This window comes from Mucilaginibacter sp. CSA2-8R, assembly GCF_038806765.1.
In the GTDB taxonomy this organism is placed as follows: domain Bacteria; phylum Bacteroidota; class Bacteroidia; order Sphingobacteriales; family Sphingobacteriaceae; genus Mucilaginibacter.
Genome location: NZ_CP152389.1, coordinates 364,110 through 382,133, shown reverse-complemented (window position 1 = coordinate 382,133; position 18,024 = coordinate 364,110). Strand labels below are relative to the sequence as shown.

The window sequence follows — 18,024 nt, the reverse complement described above, 5'->3', positions numbered from 1 at the left end:
TTTTGGCTATTGAATGAATGGGATTGCATTATCGCTGCCTATAAACTTATCAGAGTTGTTAACTCAACCAGATAGAAATAAAATCAATTTTCATTTACTGGTTCAACTCATTACTTTTTCATAAACCAATAACATCCTCGGTTTTGAATTTACGCTCCCTTATCAAAACTGCAGGATTACCTGCATATATTTTATAAGGCTCGAGTTGCTTGGTGGCCACCGAATTTACAGTCAGGATAGCATGAGAAAGGCATGTTACTCCCGGGCAAACTACACTTTGTGCACCAATCCATACGCCATCTTCCAAAACAATTTTACCTAAGCGGTAAGGAAAATCAGATAAAGTATAATCGTGGTTTCCGGTCAATAGCATCGCTCCTTGCGAAAGGCAAACATTTGCCCCTATAACTACATCTTCGAGGTTATCAATCCATACTGATTCACCGATCCAGCAATTATCGCCGATGCTCAAACGCCAGGGGTTTTTAATGCGTACACCAGGTTTTAACACAATACCTGAACCCACCTTAGCACCAAAGGCCCGTAAAATAGATAGCTTTAATTTACCCGGCCAGGGCAGCGGACTATTAAACATGTAATTATTAATCAGGTACCAGCTTAATACTTTAAGCTTTCCGGCTCCTACATTATATTTTCCGGTATCAAATTTTGATAAATCTGTAGCCATAGTATTGAGTAAATATCGTTTTTTAGCGTCCACCCGTTAGAAGACTATAAAAGCCGGACATGTATTTTTTTAGAATTGCTCCTGTTATCAATGCCAGTGTAATAACAATTAATGGCAAAACCAAGTAAGCGGCAAACATGGCCACCTGGCTCTTGCCAATAACGGCTAATGTACCTTTCTTAAACAATGTAAGCACCGGCTCATGAAAAGCATACAAAAAGAATGAAAAACCGGAGTATTGGTAAAATGTACTATTACTGATATCACGATTTTCGGTTACAAAATCATATAAATACCACGCAGCAAAAGCACCACACACTATTACACCTTTTAACAGGAAAGGCGCGAAATTTGGTGTGTAGTTTATTTGAAAAAACCATGTTTTTACCATCAGCAACACGATGTAAAGCACTAACGCAACCTTTGCTAAACCTGGATACCTACTCTGCAAAAATGCTTGTGCATGAAACGAAAGGTAAGCTCCAAAAGAGAAAAAGAAAATTGTATCTGGTTTTAACATTAACAGACTAAAATCAAAAAGCCAAATCACGAAAAATAGCAACAGACCAACTATTTTAAGATAACGTAAAATCAAATATATTATCGGCGACAGTAGAACTAGTATTAACAAGTCTCGTACAAACCAAAGCTGATAGGGTAACGGGTCCCAAAACAACACTTCCAGCAGTTTATTTAAACTATAGTCTTTAATTAATGTGCTATTGAAAAATTTGCGGCTTTGCGGTAATATTTGTAAAATAAAAAAGAACAACAATCCCCAGGCCGACCATAAAATATAAGGGATAAACAGACTGTTAAACCTTTTTTTATACTTATTTAAAAACGCTTGTGTTGACGGTTTGAAGTTATAAAAAAACAAGAAACCCGAAATGGCTGCAAATAAAGGTACCGCTATACGTGTAATGCCATCTGATATAAAAACCTGCACAAAACTGTTGTAATTTTTGGCGATGGGTACATCAACACCGTTAAATTTAACTGCCAGATTGTAAGAATGTAAATAGATGATCATTATCATGGCAATAAATGATAACACCCTAAGCTTTGCACTGGTGGCTTTTTCCATTTGGTTTGAGATACTTTACGTTGGATTACTTAGCCACAAGCTTTAGTACCTTAAATATATTTTCAAAAAATCTTTTCTCTGTGAATGTTGCAGCAGCATAACTTCTGTTAAAAGCTGAAAATTTTTCGACGTTGCCGGTAATGTCGGCATTAATAATCCTTAAACAGTCAGCAATTTCTGCCGGCGATTGCGGCTTCACTAAATAGCCATTCTTTTCATTTATAATATCCGGAATACCGGCATGTTGCGTGCTTATAATGATATTCCCGGTAGCCAGGCCTTCTAATAAGGATATGGGCTGCCCCTCCATTTTGTAATAAGTAGGCAGTATAAAAACGTTAGCTTCCTGCAGTTTCTGCTTCTTTTTATCTCCGGTGATGGTATTGACATAATTTACCGAGCTACCTAAGTGTTGTAACCGGGATTCAATTTCGGGCTTAATACCCACCTCCATAGAGCCGGCTATGGTAGCCTCAAAAGGGATATTTGCTTTCTGTAGCAACAGCAACGCGTCTAAAACATCCAATATGCCCTTTTCGCGCATTAAATTGCTGAGGTAAATGATAACGAGCTTGTTAACAGGCTTTTGCGGGACGGTTGCATACAGCGTATCATCCACAAAATTTTCTACAACGAAAACCTTATCGAGCGGTAATAAATCATCAAAATTATGCACGAGTGATTTAGACAAAACAATACCTGCCGCGCACCGGGACAACAAAAAATGAAATATTTTTTTCTTAACCCCGGTAAGTAATTGGTATTGCTTACCCAGATAATTGCCGTGTACATGAATTACATAGGGCTTGTTTAGCAATATGCACAATAATATAAACGGAGAGTATTTTACAATACCAAAAAAGGTTTGCCCGGGCGTAAGGTAAACCACATCATTCGAAAAAATCTTGAACGCCCCCAGGTATACCGGGATAAAAGAGAAAGCCTTTTTAAACGAGAATTTATTACCCTGCTTAGATGAAATAACAGATGTATTGGTGTTAACCATATCATGAGCCACCCGCTGGGTCACGAAATTTTGCTGCAATATTTTATTGGCATATGAGCACCCATCAATCGGGAGCGGGAAAGGGCCTATCAATAATACTTTCATAGTTAGTGGCAGAAGTGGGCTATCAGGCTAATTGGCGGGTAAAAATGTCATAAACCTTTGCTGCGTAGTAGTCAGACGATATTAAAGGTATCAATGGTACAGATGCTTGCTTAATCTCTATTCTCTTTGTTTCGTCAAAGATCAGAGTTTGCATAGCACTTTTGAAATCATCTACGTTGTCCGATTTGCAAACTATTCCCAATTCAGGTGATGTGATCAGTTCAAGAGCTGCGCCAACATGGTCGCTACTGATTACCGGCAAATTCGCGGCTATAGCTTCATTGATAACCACCGCCCAACCGTCATAACGGCTCGCAAAAGCAAAAATATCGGCTATGGCAAAAAAATACGGAATGTCATCCGGTTTTTGAAAGCCAGCTAAAATAATTCGATGATCAGCACCATACGACTTTTGAAGTTCGGCCTTTTGAGAACCGTCTCCAATAATGATTAGCCGTGCATCGTCCCGCTTAATTTGAGTAAACGCAGCAATCAGCACATCCATTCCCTTACGTTCAATCAGCGAACCGGAAGAAAGGAGGATGATTTCGCCATTGGGTTTGTAGCGCTCTATAAAATCTCTTTTCTTACTCTCGTCTATATTAATAAACTCTTTACTGTTGATGTTATACGGAATTATAAATTTAGGTGTATTAACGCCAAAAGCCTCAAAAGAGCGGGCCGCCTTTCGGCCAATGCAAAATATGGCATTACAGGTTAATGTTAGTATTCGCAGCATTAACCATTTTACGGCATATTTTATTTTACCTTTTACTTCAAACAATGGCTCGCTGTAGTAAGCCACCTTTTTACCTTTAATACGGCTGAGTAACAATGCAAAAAAGCCGTTGGGTATCCAGTAGCTTCCGCCTACAATAATGTTTTCGCTTTTATCGCTCCAAACGGTTTTAAATATCTGCCAGCTAAAGTGAAAATCAACAATCTTTTTTTGAACTGCTTTGGCTATGCTGTTGTTTTTTAACACTATAACCTGGTAATCAAAATCCAGGTTAAAATCCCATTCGCGGTTATTTTCTGTAGCCGAATAATATACTACCGTAAGCGTAAACAGCTTTGATAACTCATTAAAAAACGACAGCTGATATGGCGTTGGAATATTAGTGTAAAAGGTAAGTGAGGGCTTGTTAATCATCAGGTGATACCGGTTTGTTACTCTTCTGTTAGTTTAGCCAGGCTATCGGCAAAGTTTTCGAGACTAAACTGCTTTACAGTTTCTAAACAGTTAGAAGCTGTCTTTTTCAAAATTTCCGGATGCTCTAAACAAGTAGTTAAAGCTTTTTCTAAGGTATCAGCATCACAAGTATCAAGTTCCAGGCCGTTAACTTGGTCAACCACTACTTCGCCGCAATGCTTGCTGGCAATAACCGGCAGTTGCCAGGCCATCGCCTCCAATTGCGTTAAACCGAAACCGTCAGATAATGTAGGGAATAAAAACACATCAGAACTTTGATAGTAAGCGTCAGTATCAGCCCTTGAGGCCACACCCTTATACTTAACATTTGGCTTATCCAGCAACTTCATGTCAAGCTCATTTTGCCCTACCATGATGAATTCTATCGGGGCATTTACCAACCGGGAGGCAACTTCTAAAACAATATGAACGCCTTTTCTTAAAGTGAGTGTACCCAAGAACAAACAACGCAAAGGGCGTTCATTACTGAAACCCGAAGGATACTGCTTTTTAAAATCGTAGTGCTTTTTTTCTATTTGAAAAGGCAGCGGCACAACCTTAATTTTTTGCTCTTCTATACCTTCTTCTACCAAAGCATCCTTGCTCCATGCCGAATTGGCCATAATTACATCGGCCATAGCACATTCTTCTCTCCAGGCGTTCCAGTAAGTTGCAGGGGCCGGCTCCCAATGGGTAGTATAAACCTGTCCGTAGCGTGCAACAATATCAGCTACAATGTGCTCCTCTTTTAAACCGGGATCAATCTGAAATAAAATCTTTTTTTGATTACGTTGGGCAGCAACCTCAAAAACTTTAAGCGAAGTATAACTAATACCTAAAACGGCATCTGTTGAGGGTAACTTTGTAAATATATTTTTAGCAATATCTTCGAAGTAATTATTGCGTGCTATAATCAAGTCCCAGCCTTTCAGCTTTTTAGCCCTGAGCATAACTTCGAGGGCTAAAAATTTTAAACTAAACCGCTTTACTGCGTTTGATGGAATAGCGGATGAATATCTGCTGGCGAAGGACTTGACCAGCCTAACCGGATTATTTACCAAAGCCGATCTTAATGCAGCTGAAGATATCCAAGTATCCGTGATCAGGTAACTTAAATTACCTTTTAAATGTAGTGCCTTAGGTATCAGATAATGCGCCCGCGCACCGATATGGACACAAATTACCTTACGTTTCATTTTACAGCCAGGGTCTTTAATCGTTCGAGTTTAAGTTCGCGTTCAACAAACTTCTTATAATATCTTACAAAAACAATAAATGGCCAAAAACTCATTAAAACGATGGCAAAGTCGCCGGCCATGTCGCCACTTCTAAAAACCGGTATCAGACAGGCAATCATGATGCCTACTAATAAATAAGACAAATCTGATTTAAAACTGCTGAATTTTCGATATAAAACACCTAATAACCATCCCCAAAAAACGCTGAAGATGATAATACCTACTATACCACCTTCAGAATAGAATACCCCCCAGATAGTAGGTGAAAAGCCTGCAGATTCTAATACAACGCCGTTATTATACTTAGCCTGGTAATTGCGCACCCAACTGGCCAGCGGCTTACCCGGCCATAACGACCGGGGTATAGGCCGCAAAAATATAGCGATATGCTGCAACCCATAGTCATAATCGAGCAGCTTAGGATAAACCTGATAAAGCATCATAAAACCATCGATAAAGTTTACATCGTCTGCCATCAGCATTCGATCTATACTTAAATCATACATCTGTTCTACAGTTAGACCACTTAAACTAACTTGACGCATGGCGCCAGCCAGTGAAAACACAATGAGGATGACGAATATGCCGCTAAAAGCAAGTACCAGCTTTTTACCGGGTTTTACATTGCGTACCAAGAAATAGCCAATGGGTATAATCCAGCCTAAAAACTGAAACCTGATCGCAGTACTATAAGTTAAATAGGCCAGGAAACAAAATATAAGACCATAAATCAACTTAACAAATCCAGAGATCTTGCTGCCATAAATCACTACTAAAAAGAGTAATATTATAAATGAAGTATTACCTATTTTAATAAGCAAACTGTAACTCCCGGCATCACTGCCTGACAATACAATATTTAGTAACGTAAAAAAACACAATCCAACGATAATTTTCGTTTTGTTTTTATCAATAAAAGCACTTAAAAGCTGATCATTATCTCTTATTGTTTTTTCGGGAGTTTTGAAGAATGCAATATAACTATACAGCATGATAGTGGTTCCTAAGGTGATAAGGCCACTCGCTATGTACGCATATTGCATATCGAATATAAAATCGATGCCATAATCATAAAATATGAACGTACTTGTACCGTTCTCGAGAGCCAAGATTCGGTACTCTACCATCAGGTTGAAAACAGCAAGAAAAAACGGGACTTCATTCTTTTTACGTAAAAAGTATACGATAGCAACAATGAAGTTTGCAAAAAGAAAAAAATGTACAAGACTTCTATCCATTTTTTGAAGTTGTGAAGAACCTAACGCTTAATCAATTATTTACTAATTACCTGCTACTCTAATATTGGCGTATAGCTTAACTTGTAAGTTAATGGGTTATCCCTTTCTTTTATAAAAGTAGCGGGGTTACCAGCAACAATATTTAACGGCGCAATTGATTTATGAACTACTGCCGAAGCCGCTACAATAGCCCCTGCATTTATAATAACATTAGGCAAAATGGTAACATTAGAAGCTATCCAAACGTGATGATCAATCATCACATCGCCACCGTATAAATCGTGAGTTTCGGAATTTGGCTTATGCCCTAATGTCCAGATTTTGGTGTAAGGACCAATATCCGTATCGTGATTAATTTTTATTTTAAACCGGCGGCAATCCATTAAGCAGTATTGATTGATTACTACTCTTTCGCCTATTTCTATATCCCAAAAGTTTAGAAAACGACTGTGCATTAAAATAACAGCACTACTATTAATCTTTTTATTAAACGCCCTTAAAAATGCTTTCCGTAAAAAATGTGAAGGAAAATGCGTGAGCAGGTTATTATAAAAGTAATTAAGGAAGGCTCCTCCCCACAATTTAATGTTCATGCAGTACTATTTAAACGCCTCTACAGCAATAGAAACGTGTTTTTGCCAACTTGAATTAGCAATGTAATTGTTCCAATTGGCAGAAAAATGATCGTCTGATAAAGATAATAATTCTTCGACAGCTTTTGCCAACAAAATTGGCTGATCGTGCGGTAGCACCCGGCCCAGCGCATATTGCTCAACCGACTTTTTCAATGAGCTTTCGGCGTTTGAGATAATCAATCTCTTTTTAAAAGGGGCTATGGTATTTAATACCCCACTTTGCGAAGTAAATGAAGGTTTATAATACAGTAAAACAATATCGCTTGCAGTTATGCAGGCATTAAAAGCTCCCTGGCTTAAATAGCCCTCTTGCCAAATGATTTTATGGCTTACACCTTTTTCTGCAGCATACTGTTTGTACACATTGGTAGAAACACCAGAGTTTGCCGCTTTACCGGCAATGAGCAGCTTTACATTGTTTAAATGCCCCAGGGCGTCAATTACTATATTATAGTTTTTTTCGTCGCGGATGTTGCCCAAAATACCAATAATTTTATCTCCGCCCGCTTCTTGCTTAACCTGCCTGTAAACGCTGTCGTCAATTGCGGTATCATCGTATATACCATGCGGAATGTCCACTCTTTTAAAAGGATGATTGTAATAAGGCTTATCAGGTAAAAAGCCATGAAAAAAAGCTACATCCATAAAAGACATAATAGCATTCATGCTGGTTTCTGACAGGCTCTTGATAGAAAAAAACTTGTCGCGGTCAGGGTCGTGCAAAATTACGGCAAATTGATGCTTCTTTTTTAAAGGCTTAAAAAAAGGTGCCCAAAACCAAGCGGTACGCTGATCAAAATCATTAAAGATAACTACTGACGGCGGTTGCTTTTTTAGAAAAGACAGCAGCCTGAACGGATTGACCAGGCTGCGATACAGATAATGTATTTTCTTAAAAAGCTTGTTTTGCGTAGCCGGTAAGTCTGTACAGAGTGTTCGTAAGACTCCTGGGTTATTATAAACAGCATTCTCTGGCATCAGCAAGACAGCTGATTTTACTTCGGGATTTTTTTGGTACGACTCGAATAAGTACTTAGCATACTCGTAATTGCCACCAAAGCTGTTAATGTTATAAATAATTATATCCATGTTAAATTAGAGCTACGGCAAAAAACCAACCACCTAATTATCTAAATTTTATAGCCTTAACTTCCTCTCGCAGCGGCTTTCAAAAAAAATTAAAACTAAAAGTCGGTACAGCAGGGAGCAATGGTAAATAAATAAAAAATTACAATTCCTATTGCTGCTAAAAAACGAGTAAAAGTAAGATGCTGCGTATCCATTATATAAGCCATTGTATTATCACCATGTCTTACTTATTTACTCAAATTAGGGTGCTTATTTAGCTCTAAGTACGCTTAAGTTTAAAATTTACCAGTAACAGCCAGCTTCAACATTTTTTATACCTGATGGTGTCTCAGTAGCTGAAGGGCGCACCCAGTGTTCGTTGGCAAAATGGGTCATCACGTAGCTATTAACCTTATCTTCTTCCCAACGCTTACCTATAATGCCGAACAATACCTGCGTTGGTCCGCCCAGATGAACTGCCTTTTTACCAATCCGCTTTATATGGGCAGCTAACGGAAAACCGTAAGCGCCACACCCCAGTATGGCAATGTCAAAATCTGTTTTGTCGATTTGCTCTTTCATATAGTCAAGCGCATCAAACCAGGTTTTAAACGGCGTTTTATTGTTCGCTATGGATTGTACCGCTTTGATGGTTTTTAACTCAAATGGTGGCAAAATGCGCTGATCTTTAAAAATGAGATCGCGTTTACTAAACTGGCTTTTAATACTATCTTCAAACGGATGAATAACCAGTACCTTTTTATCTTTTAATGCCTCACTCCAAGGGTTTGCATGATTATACGGGTGCAAATCGCCTATCTGAACACGTGTTGCATGAGCCAGCTCTTTGGTAAAAAGTTTTTCTTTTTCCAGCCATGAGCCCAAAATATCAACCTGCTTCATGTCTTCGATCATAGATAAAGAAAACTTTTCGAGCGTTGAGGGATTGGATGGGAAAAAGCCGGCATTGTTAGACATGGCTGATATGATGTTATCCTGCCACCAATAGGCATCTATCTTACCGGATATGTATTTGAACCAAGCTCCTTTATTTTTATTTATGCTTATATAATTGGCAACACAGTCTAATTCTATAGAGCCAAACCGGCATATCATTACTGGTTCATCAGATAGTAATCTACTTTTAATTAAGTCGCTGGCTTCTTGATTTTTTACATCGACAGTAGCATAGTTCACACCGTTATATCCTCTGTTAAAGGCTTTACGGTATACTTTTCTTAAAAAATCTAATGTTACTGTGTTCATAATGTCGGCGTAATAAAGAGCTTATATAATATTGCTTATTATCAATTTAATAACAAACTTACAAAATGTTGTGGCGAATAATAAGCCCTTGCCTGTAACATAGCTGTTTTTGCAGTTGCCTGGTAAGAGCTGAATTTTGTCTGCATTTCAAGTATTGCATTTATTAAGCTTTCAACCGACTCGTCGTCTATACCAATGCCTGCACCGTAACCTGATACCGTTTCTTCGAGCCAGCCGCCTTTGGTATAAATCATCGGTATAGCGTTGGCGGCTGCTTCAATAGCAACACGCGACACTCGTGCATGGTAAGATGAATTGCGGTAAGGCAACACCATGCAGTCAGTTTCGGTAAGTAACTTGTTATATTCCTCGCTCATTACCGCGCGGTTAATTACCGTTACTTTAGGATGCGTTAAAAGTACATTACCGGGGGTACAGTCACTGCTATCCGGCATTTTGAAAGCATCAGTCCATTGGATATGAAAATGCCCGTTAAAGTCAGGGTACCGTTTAAGTATTTCTTCGATAGCCTGTTTAAATAAGTCTGAGCCTTTTTCGTGCCGGGCAAACCCGTAACAGGCAAAGTTAACCACAGGCTTGGCTACCGGGCCTTGCTCGGCAGCCGGGGTTACTGCATCCTGTTCAAAAGGCACCGGATGCGGAAGCAGCTTAAACGGCAAACCGCTCAATGTTTCAAATTCGGCTTTTGCGCCTTTAGTTTCTACCGCAAAGGTTACTTTACCTGCTTTTACTAAACCATCAAATAATTTAAGCAGGTACTTTAATATAACGGTAGATTTAGGAAAGAAAGCTTTGTTTTTACTGGCATCCCAAACACCCGGATTAGTTACAAAAAATAAGGTAACATGCTTTGCCCGGTTACTGTCGAATGACATGATATAATACCAGGCCAAAAGATGGTGCACTAACACCGTAGGTACAAAAACATCGTCATAAGGCTTCTGCGCTTTAAATAATGCTTTGAGCACTTTTTGTGTACGCATGCTATGAAGTATAAAGCCATAATGCCTTTCGCCCGGCAGCTTGCTTTTATTATTATCCAGGTACCTGGAGTGTTCAAAAACAGGGAGTGCCGAAAATTCCTTAACAATTTCGGGGGCGGCATTTACATTACTGGCTACATCAACCTCCCAACCAGATTTTATGGCACTGTTACGGATAGTTTTGATGTACTCAAACCAATGTGCCTTTAAATCACGTAAGGCTTCTTCAACAATAAGTAATCTTTTTGCCATAGGTTATATTAAGTTATAGCCCATTTGAGTAATGAGCTGCTTTTGGTGGGCCTGCAGTGCCCCGGCTTGATAGCTCTCAGGCCAACGATGTCCGTGTATACGCTGCTTAATGCCAGCCTGTACTTTTTTATATAATGCGCTAAACTTGCCGGATGACTTACTGTGCTGAGCCATAGTTATCAAATCCAGATACTCGCTGCTAAGCTGCAAATTACTTTTTTCGAGATCCAGATACGCATTGTACACATTTGCCCGAAAATCAGGAAGCTCAACGCAATCTTGTAAAACTTTGCTGGTTTTTGATTGCCTGATGATATCCTGGTAAAAGGTAGCCTGCGCATGAGCTCTGCCTGTGTTCACCTGTCCATCACCTGTTAGCTTTCCAAAATCGTTTAAGCGGTAAAAAGTAAGAGAGGCTGATTCAAATATTAACTTACCGCCGGCAAGTAATAGTTTTACAAACAGATCGCCGTCTTCAAAATATTTTATATCCTCACGATAACCGCCAGCTTTTATTAAAATACTTTTTCTTATCAGGCTTTGCTGAAACACCATTGACCATCCGGTTAAAAACCATTGCAATGTTGTATGGGTAGAGGGCAATGGTTTTTGCTGTAAAACCACGTTTTCCAACCGCATGGTTTTATCTTCCATCCAGGCTTTTAGCCAAGGCCCCAATACTATATCAGCATTATGCTGTATTAAGGCCTGTACCTGTACCTCAAGCTTATTTAATGAAGCTAAGTCATCACTATCCATAAACTGAATAAAATCACCGGTGGCTATTTTTAAACCGGCATTACGTGCGGCGCCGGGTCCTGCATTTTTTTGCTCAATTAGTATAACTTTATCACCAAAGCCTTTAACAACCTTTATCGAATCATCTGCCGATCCGTCATCCACTACAATTATCTGGTGTGGCTTAAGCGTTTGCGAAAGCATGTTATCAATCGTTTCGCCTATAATGGCTGCCCGATTGTAGTTAGGTATAATAACAGAGATTTTAGGTGGCATTTTTAATTATTGGGAGAGGTAATTCTCTGTAAAAGTTGTATTAATCTGCCAGCCGGGTCATCCTTTACTAATTTCAATGCTCTTACATGAGCAGCAATCCCTATATTTTTCCATTCGGGCAAAACCCTCCAAGCTTGCTCTAAAATTTTTCCGAAAGACAACGAGGTAGCAGCATCAGCAACCCATCCGTTTACTCCAGTTTCTAATATCTCCAGGTTTCCGCCGGCATCTGTGGTAATTACCGGCCGGCCACACATCATGGCTTCAATCACTGCTAAAGGCATGCCCTCACCCCGGGTAGGCAACAGCATTGCATGATTATTGGCCCAAACTTGCTTTATATCATAAACGTACCCCTTAAGGAACACTTTGTCTCCTAACCCGTAAAAGGCTATTAAATCTTTAATATAGTCAATATCCGGACCTTCACCATATATATTTAACTGCCACTTTCTATTACGCCACACAGGCTTGCTAAGTGTTTCCAACAAAACATCATGCCCTTTCCACATGATCTCCAATCTTGCTACAATAGCAAAATTAATGGTATCGCCGTCTGGCCAAGATATAGGCTCGGTTAAAACTTGTTTTGAGCCATTAGCAATTACGGCGGCATTCTTAAATTTCATTGCCAACTGCCGCTCAGCAAGGTTTTTGTTATGTTCAGAAACAAACAACACACTATCCATAGTGCTGAAAAAGCTTTGCAGTTGTTTATAATTTGTAGGTATAAGCGTTTCGGCAACAAAATGACAAAAAAACACTTTAGGTGCCTTTATTAAATTACAAACGCGATATACATATGGTAGATTGATTACATCGAATAATGAGCCCGAATTAATCAATACAACGTCGGCCTTGAAATCAATCAACGCCTTCATCTCGGTACTAAATTTTTCTTTAGCTAAATAGATGCGCATGGGCCTGAAAGGATGCCGCTGCACCACTTTAAGGCCGGCCTGCACAAGCATTTTTACATTGTCGCTTCCGGCTACCTTATGGTGTGCAGCCAACATAACATCATGCCCGTTACTTAAAGCCTGTTTAGCAAATAATGCCCATACCTCCTCGGTTCCAGCCCAACTGTAATTTTCAATAGTAGATATGATGGCTATTTTCATGAATGTAATCTCGAATATAATCTATATTAAAGCAGCATAGCGCAACGATAATATATCCGGTCAGGCATATTGCTTTATCGTATTTTTTGAGCCGTTAACCAAAACAGAGTTAGCAGGTACATTTTGGTAAACCGTACAGTTTGCACCAATAACGCAATTGTCGCCAATCACTACCCCCTTTAAAACAACCACGTTTGACCCGAGCCAGCAATTATCACCTATTTTAACGGCGGCTGTGCTGTATCCCTGATCCTTGGTTAGTACCCCCTCCTGCCTGAACTGGTGATTATGATCGTATACCTTAACCCCCTCACCAAATAAACAGTTGCTACCTATTTGTACAGATTCAAGGGCATTAACAGAGCAGTTGTTATTAAAGTAAGTATTTTCTCCAACCTCAATCAGGCTATTATTGTTAAAAACAAAGTTCAAACCTCCTCTGCAGGCAACACCCTCATGAATAATGATCTTACTTGCCGAAAAATCAAAATTAAATTCAGGAAACTTCGGGAAATAATAATGGGCAGGCAAGCTTATCCTATCTCCAAACAAATATTGTGTTTCGTGAAACCTGTACCGCAGCTTATAGCCTTCAATTTTTTTCCGGAGGATATATCCTGCTTTGAAAAAAACTTTGAGCAGGCTATTTTTTTTGTCTGTTGCCATTCTTACAATGAAGTTGATAATTTAGCCGCTCTTTTAAGCTAATTCGATTATCAATGTCATGGTTGCGCTGCTCCAATTAAGAAGCAGATAATTCACACCATTTATCCTGCGTTTCGGCAAAAGCAGCAATGTCTTCCAAAACAGCCTCAATTGGTGTTTCCGGACTCCAGCCCCACACTTCTTTAGCCTGACTTGAATCTAAAACCATCCATGGGATATCAAATTTACGCTCTGTATTTGTAGCAATAACTTCATGCTCGCCAAACCGGCCAGTACACCAATCGGTAAGCTGTGCGAGCGACATACTGTTTTCGGTACAACCGCTGATGTTACTGATACGTGGTTTTGTGCTTTGCAGTGGTTCGGCAAATTGGGCTTTTAATAAGCTTACCAAATCGCGCGGGTGCAAACAGTCTCTTACCTGGTAACCTGTACCGCCGAAACCAATGTATTTTAGTGGTTTTTTTTCCTTAAAACTATGTATCCAGTAGGCAAATATACCTTGTCCGGGATGCCCAAACTGACCAGCCCCGGCCATAACGCCACAACGGTTTACCCATACCGGAAAATCAAAAGATAAACCGTACTCAATAGCCAATTGCTCTGACACTAATTTGGTACAGCCATATAAAGAAACCGGTGCCTGGGTTGAATAATTTTCGGCTACTCCCTTTATACTTAAGCCTGCAGGCATTGCAGCGCCCTCTTGCGGGAAGTAAGCTTTATTTTTTACAGTCATTTCTAACTCTGCCAAGCCAGGTATAGAGTATACACGGCTGGTTGATAGCAATACAAAACCTGCCTGGTGTTGCTTGCAATACTCCAGCAAGTTAATTGTACCTATCAGGTTGTGCTGAATTAGTTGTGAACTGCTGGTTTTACCATCAAAACCTGCCAGCACACTTGGATTAGCGGCAGCATCGATCACCCAGTCTGCTTTGGGCAAAATTTCCAGATCGCTGGCTTGCCTAATATCGCCATAAAAAATTTTAACGCCTAATGCTTCTAAAACCGGTTTGTTTAACCAGGTGCCCGAACGGATAAAATTATCTATACCAAATACTTCGTAACCCTCGTTAGCCTCCAGTAAAGCTTTGGCCAGTGTTGAACCTGCAAAACCGCAAATACCTGTAATTAATATCTTCATTTTTTGTGTAAAGGTTATTTTTTTAATTGCCTGCACCAATAGCATTATAATGTTGCATCTCTTTGCTTTAAATGCTACAAAGCCGGGCATTACCAGTAGCAGCCGTCCTCAATTTTGGCAAACTGTTTTGGAGTTTCTGTTGCGTCTGGTTTAATCCAATACTGGTTGATGAAATTATCTTTAAAATAAGGATCATCTTCCCAACGCCTACCCGAAATACCAAAAAGCACCTGAGTGGCTCCACCCAGGTGTACTGCTTTTTTACCCATCCTTTTTACATGGGCAGCCAGTGGAAACCCGTAGGCACCGCAGCCAATAATGGCAATATCAAAATCCGTTTCTGAAATTTGACGCTTCATATAATCCAAGGCTTCAAACCATGTTTTATATGGCGTTTCGCTAAAGGCTATTGATTGTACCGCTTTGATGGTTTTGAGTTCAAACTCAGGTAACACCCTTGGGTCTGCAAATAGTTTTTCCCTTTGGGCATACTGTTTTTTGATGCTGTACTCGTAGGGATGAACTACCAGCACTTTTTTACCTGCTAAGGCCTCACTCCAGGGATTGGCGTGCTTAAAGGGCTCAATACCCCAAATGCTGATGGTAGAAACATTGGGCATCCGGTCAAAAAATACATTTTCGCCACGCATCCATGAAGCCAGTACGTCAACATAAGTCATATCATTCTCCATCAGCTTGGCAAACTGCTCCAGGTTGGCAAATGTCGGGTTGATAAATCCGGCATTTTTAGACATTTCTCTGGCTACAGCCGAATCCCACCAGAATGGGAAAGACCTGCCGCTGATGTAATCAAATACCTTTGAAGGCAAAGCCTTTTGCTGCTTAACAAAATGATAATTTAGTAAGCAATGCAGTTCAACCATGCCGAAACGGGCAATCATCGCCGGAGCATCGCCCATCAGCTTTTCCTTGATCAGATCTGACCCAGCCTGGCCTTTATATTGCACAAGCTCGTCGGTAAGCCCGAAAGGATCTAACGGCGCTATACGCTGATATACTTTTCTTGACGCCTTTAATACATTTTCCAGATTGCGGTTCATCAGCTTTTAAGCAAATAGCAATTAATCTAAACGATTTTTCCAGGCTTCAACAATTTGCCTGATGGTTTCATCTAACGAAATAGTAATATCCCAATTTGGATAATGCTCTCTCATTTTACGCAAATCGCTGTAATAACATATATGGTCGCCCTCGCGGTTCTGATCAGAGTAAGTATACTTCATTTCCAGACCTGAATATTTCTCGGCTATCTTGAAAGCCTCTAAAATCGAACAGGTATTTTGCTTGCCACCGCCAATGTTGTAAACCTCAGCCACACGTGGCGCGTTAATAAATTCTTCGGCAAACCTTGACACGTCATAACTATGGATATTATCACGCACCTGCTTGCCCTTGTAACCGTAAATGGTATAGTTAGTACCGGTAAGGTTACATTTAATTAAGTAGCTTAAAAAGCCATGTAACTCAACACCGCTATGGCTTGGGCCGGTTAAGCAACCACCGCGTAAAACGCAGGTTGGCATATTAAAATAACGACCGTACTCCTGAACACAAACGTCGGCTGCAACTTTAGATGCACCAAACAGGGAGTGTTTGCTTTGATCGATTGAAAACGTTTCCGGGATACCGGTTAAATATTGCTCATCGGCATATTCCCAACGTGTTTCCTGCTCTACCATAGGAATGTAGTTAGGTGCATCGCCATATACTTTATTGGTAGATAAATGCACAAAAGGAATTGCGGTAGAATATTGGCGGGTAGCTTCGAGCATGTTAAAGGTACCAACTGCATTAGTGTCAAAATCATCAAACGGAATAGCGGCAGCACGGTCATGACTTGGCTGCGCAGCAGTGTGCACAATAGCATCCGGTTTTATTTCTTTGATGATATCTAAAACGCCCTGGCGGTTTCTTATATCAAGTTCAATATGCTTGAAATTGGGCAGCGCGGTTTCAAGCTGTTTCTGGTTCCAGCGGGTATCGCCTTTTTCACCAAAAAAAACCACTCGCTGATTGCCGTCAATTCCAAATATTTGCCATCCTAATGAATGAAAATGTTTACAAACCTCAGAGCCGATTAGGCCTGATGAACCCGTTACGATAAGTTTCCGCATATTATGTTTTTCTTAAATCTCTAAGCAGTTTTTTATTAAATTATTATTACAATTAGAAATCCATTGCAATATAGCAATTATTAATTGTTTATAAGAGTTCTCATACCAGTGCCCAGCTGTTACAATAATTCAAAGTTACCAAAGTCATTTACAAACGACTCATAATTTATATTAATATTATTAAAATTTGGATCATTAAGATGATATGCGCTGGGCACCATCTCGCCAATATTATAACTCCATTTAATTTTTAAAATATTAGCCAGCCACCAATAGCATAACGGATTAGTTTTCCAATTACTGTCGCGTATTTCCAGAACCTTACTTCCGGCGGGCATAAATATTATATTAGTTAACCCGGCTCCATGAAGTGATACCAATGATACTGTACCGGCAAATAATTTTACCTGTTCGGTAAATGATAAATTTTCGGTGTAAACAACCTCATATCCGTGTTTAACTAAAAGGGCGGTGATATCCGCTTCATTAACGATGTTACGCCTTTCGGCCTTGGCACGAGAAATAAATATTTTCCGGTCAGCACTCACTTGTGTATTTAACTGCAGATTACCCCGCAATTGCTTACTCAGACCTGTAACTAATACCGAACTTGGATTACCAAAAGGCGGATCAGTTTTAACAGTAACCAATTGCTCATAACGGTAGCTTACAGTAGTATCAATAGAAAGTATTGGAAGCTTTAACAGTGCGAGAGACTCAGTGACAAACGAATGGCGCTGCACGTTTTCAGGTAAAATAACTCTGCCTTCAGGATACTGTTGGCTCATCATATACAGGCGTGGCATAACCTCACACATCCAGTGATAATAATTTTCGCTCCACCCATCATAAGCTAAAAAGCAAGGGCCGCTCACTTTTTTTACCTCGGTAAAAAACCTGAATTTTAAATAAAAATAAATCTGTTGAGCTACTGAAAGTTTTTTATCATCATTAGTAGTAAGTAATCCGGTAGGAACATACCTGCCTTTAACAAAAACATGCTTAATAGGTGTTACCAGCGCATTGACATAGCTAACCACCTCAAAATTAGGCATAACTGAACCACCAGTATCATTACTGATAGCGGGTACGGTCAGATACTTTTCGTTAGGCTGATAAATTGGTTGTTTTGATGCTTGCGTTAACGTCACTATTACTGATT

Annotated in this window: 17 protein-coding genes; all 17 read right to left on the bottom strand. The window is 39.7% G+C overall.

The window, feature by feature from the left end:
* Window positions 1–118 precede the first annotated feature (118 nt).
* Window positions 119–688, bottom strand: a complete 570-nt coding sequence (locus AAGR14_RS01670) for a WcaF family extracellular polysaccharide biosynthesis acetyltransferase (protein WP_342646859.1) — start codon at window positions 686–688, stop codon at window positions 119–121.
* Between the two features lie 22 nt (window positions 689–710).
* Window positions 711–1,775: an acyltransferase gene (locus AAGR14_RS01665; RefSeq protein ID WP_342646858.1), complete on the bottom strand. Its 1,065-nt coding sequence runs from the start codon at window positions 1,773–1,775 to the stop codon at window positions 711–713.
* Between the two features lie 25 nt (window positions 1,776–1,800).
* Entirely contained in the window at window positions 1,801–2,886 is a 1,086-nt protein-coding gene (locus AAGR14_RS01660; RefSeq protein WP_342646857.1) for a glycosyltransferase family 4 protein, read from the bottom strand.
* A gap of 22 nt (window positions 2,887–2,908) precedes the next feature.
* The gene (locus AAGR14_RS01655; protein ID WP_342646856.1) at window positions 2,909–4,039 is read right to left on the bottom strand and encodes a glycosyltransferase family 4 protein; all 1,131 of its coding nucleotides are present in this window, start codon (window positions 4,037–4,039) and stop codon (window positions 2,909–2,911) included.
* A gap of 17 nt (window positions 4,040–4,056) precedes the next feature.
* Complete coding sequence (locus AAGR14_RS01650; RefSeq protein ID WP_342646855.1) at window positions 4,057–5,028, bottom strand: glycosyltransferase family 4 protein; 972 nt, start codon at window positions 5,026–5,028, stop codon at window positions 4,057–4,059.
* Between the two features lie 242 nt (window positions 5,029–5,270).
* Window positions 5,271–6,554 carry an O-antigen polymerase gene (locus AAGR14_RS01645; RefSeq protein ID WP_342646854.1) on the bottom strand — a complete coding sequence of 428 codons (1,284 nt, stop codon included), beginning with the start codon at window positions 6,552–6,554 and terminating at the stop codon, window positions 5,271–5,273.
* 53 nt (window positions 6,555–6,607) lie between these two features.
* The gene (locus tag AAGR14_RS01640) at window positions 6,608–7,147 is read right to left on the bottom strand and encodes an acyltransferase (protein ID WP_342646853.1); all 540 of its coding nucleotides are present in this window, start codon (window positions 7,145–7,147) and stop codon (window positions 6,608–6,610) included.
* A 6-nt stretch (window positions 7,148–7,153) separates the two neighbouring features.
* Window positions 7,154–8,278 carry a glycosyltransferase gene (locus AAGR14_RS01635; RefSeq protein ID WP_342646852.1) on the bottom strand — a complete coding sequence of 375 codons (1,125 nt, stop codon included), beginning with the start codon at window positions 8,276–8,278 and terminating at the stop codon, window positions 7,154–7,156.
* A gap of 282 nt (window positions 8,279–8,560) precedes the next feature.
* Window positions 8,561–9,523 carry a hypothetical protein gene (locus AAGR14_RS01630; protein WP_342646851.1) on the bottom strand — a complete coding sequence of 321 codons (963 nt, stop codon included), beginning with the start codon at window positions 9,521–9,523 and terminating at the stop codon, window positions 8,561–8,563.
* Between the two features lie 41 nt (window positions 9,524–9,564).
* Complete coding sequence (locus AAGR14_RS01625; protein ID WP_342646850.1) at window positions 9,565–10,779, bottom strand: glycosyltransferase; 1,215 nt, start codon at window positions 10,777–10,779, stop codon at window positions 9,565–9,567.
* A gap of 3 nt (window positions 10,780–10,782) precedes the next feature.
* Window positions 10,783–11,793 carry a glycosyltransferase family A protein gene (locus AAGR14_RS01620; RefSeq protein ID WP_342646849.1) on the bottom strand — a complete coding sequence of 337 codons (1,011 nt, stop codon included), beginning with the start codon at window positions 11,791–11,793 and terminating at the stop codon, window positions 10,783–10,785.
* 2 nt (window positions 11,794–11,795) lie between these two features.
* Entirely contained in the window at window positions 11,796–12,914 is a 1,119-nt protein-coding gene (locus AAGR14_RS01615; RefSeq protein ID WP_342646848.1) for a glycosyltransferase, read from the bottom strand.
* A gap of 60 nt (window positions 12,915–12,974) precedes the next feature.
* On the bottom strand, window positions 12,975–13,580 hold the full coding sequence (locus tag AAGR14_RS01610) for an acyltransferase (protein ID WP_342646847.1): 606 nt from the start codon (window positions 13,578–13,580) through the stop codon (window positions 12,975–12,977).
* Window positions 13,581–13,656: 76 nt separating this feature from the next.
* Window positions 13,657–14,727: an NAD-dependent epimerase/dehydratase family protein gene (locus AAGR14_RS01605; RefSeq protein WP_342646846.1), complete on the bottom strand. Its 1,071-nt coding sequence runs from the start codon at window positions 14,725–14,727 to the stop codon at window positions 13,657–13,659.
* Between the two features lie 89 nt (window positions 14,728–14,816).
* Window positions 14,817–15,788: a hypothetical protein gene (locus AAGR14_RS01600; protein WP_342646845.1), complete on the bottom strand. Its 972-nt coding sequence runs from the start codon at window positions 15,786–15,788 to the stop codon at window positions 14,817–14,819.
* 21 nt (window positions 15,789–15,809) lie between these two features.
* Window positions 15,810–16,862, bottom strand: a complete 1,053-nt coding sequence (locus tag AAGR14_RS01595; protein ID WP_342646844.1) for an NAD-dependent epimerase/dehydratase family protein — start codon at window positions 16,860–16,862, stop codon at window positions 15,810–15,812.
* 119 nt (window positions 16,863–16,981) lie between these two features.
* The gene (locus tag AAGR14_RS01590; protein WP_342646843.1) at window positions 16,982–18,013 is read right to left on the bottom strand and encodes a glycosyltransferase family 61 protein; all 1,032 of its coding nucleotides are present in this window, start codon (window positions 18,011–18,013) and stop codon (window positions 16,982–16,984) included.
* Window positions 18,014–18,024: the final 11 nt, after the last annotated feature.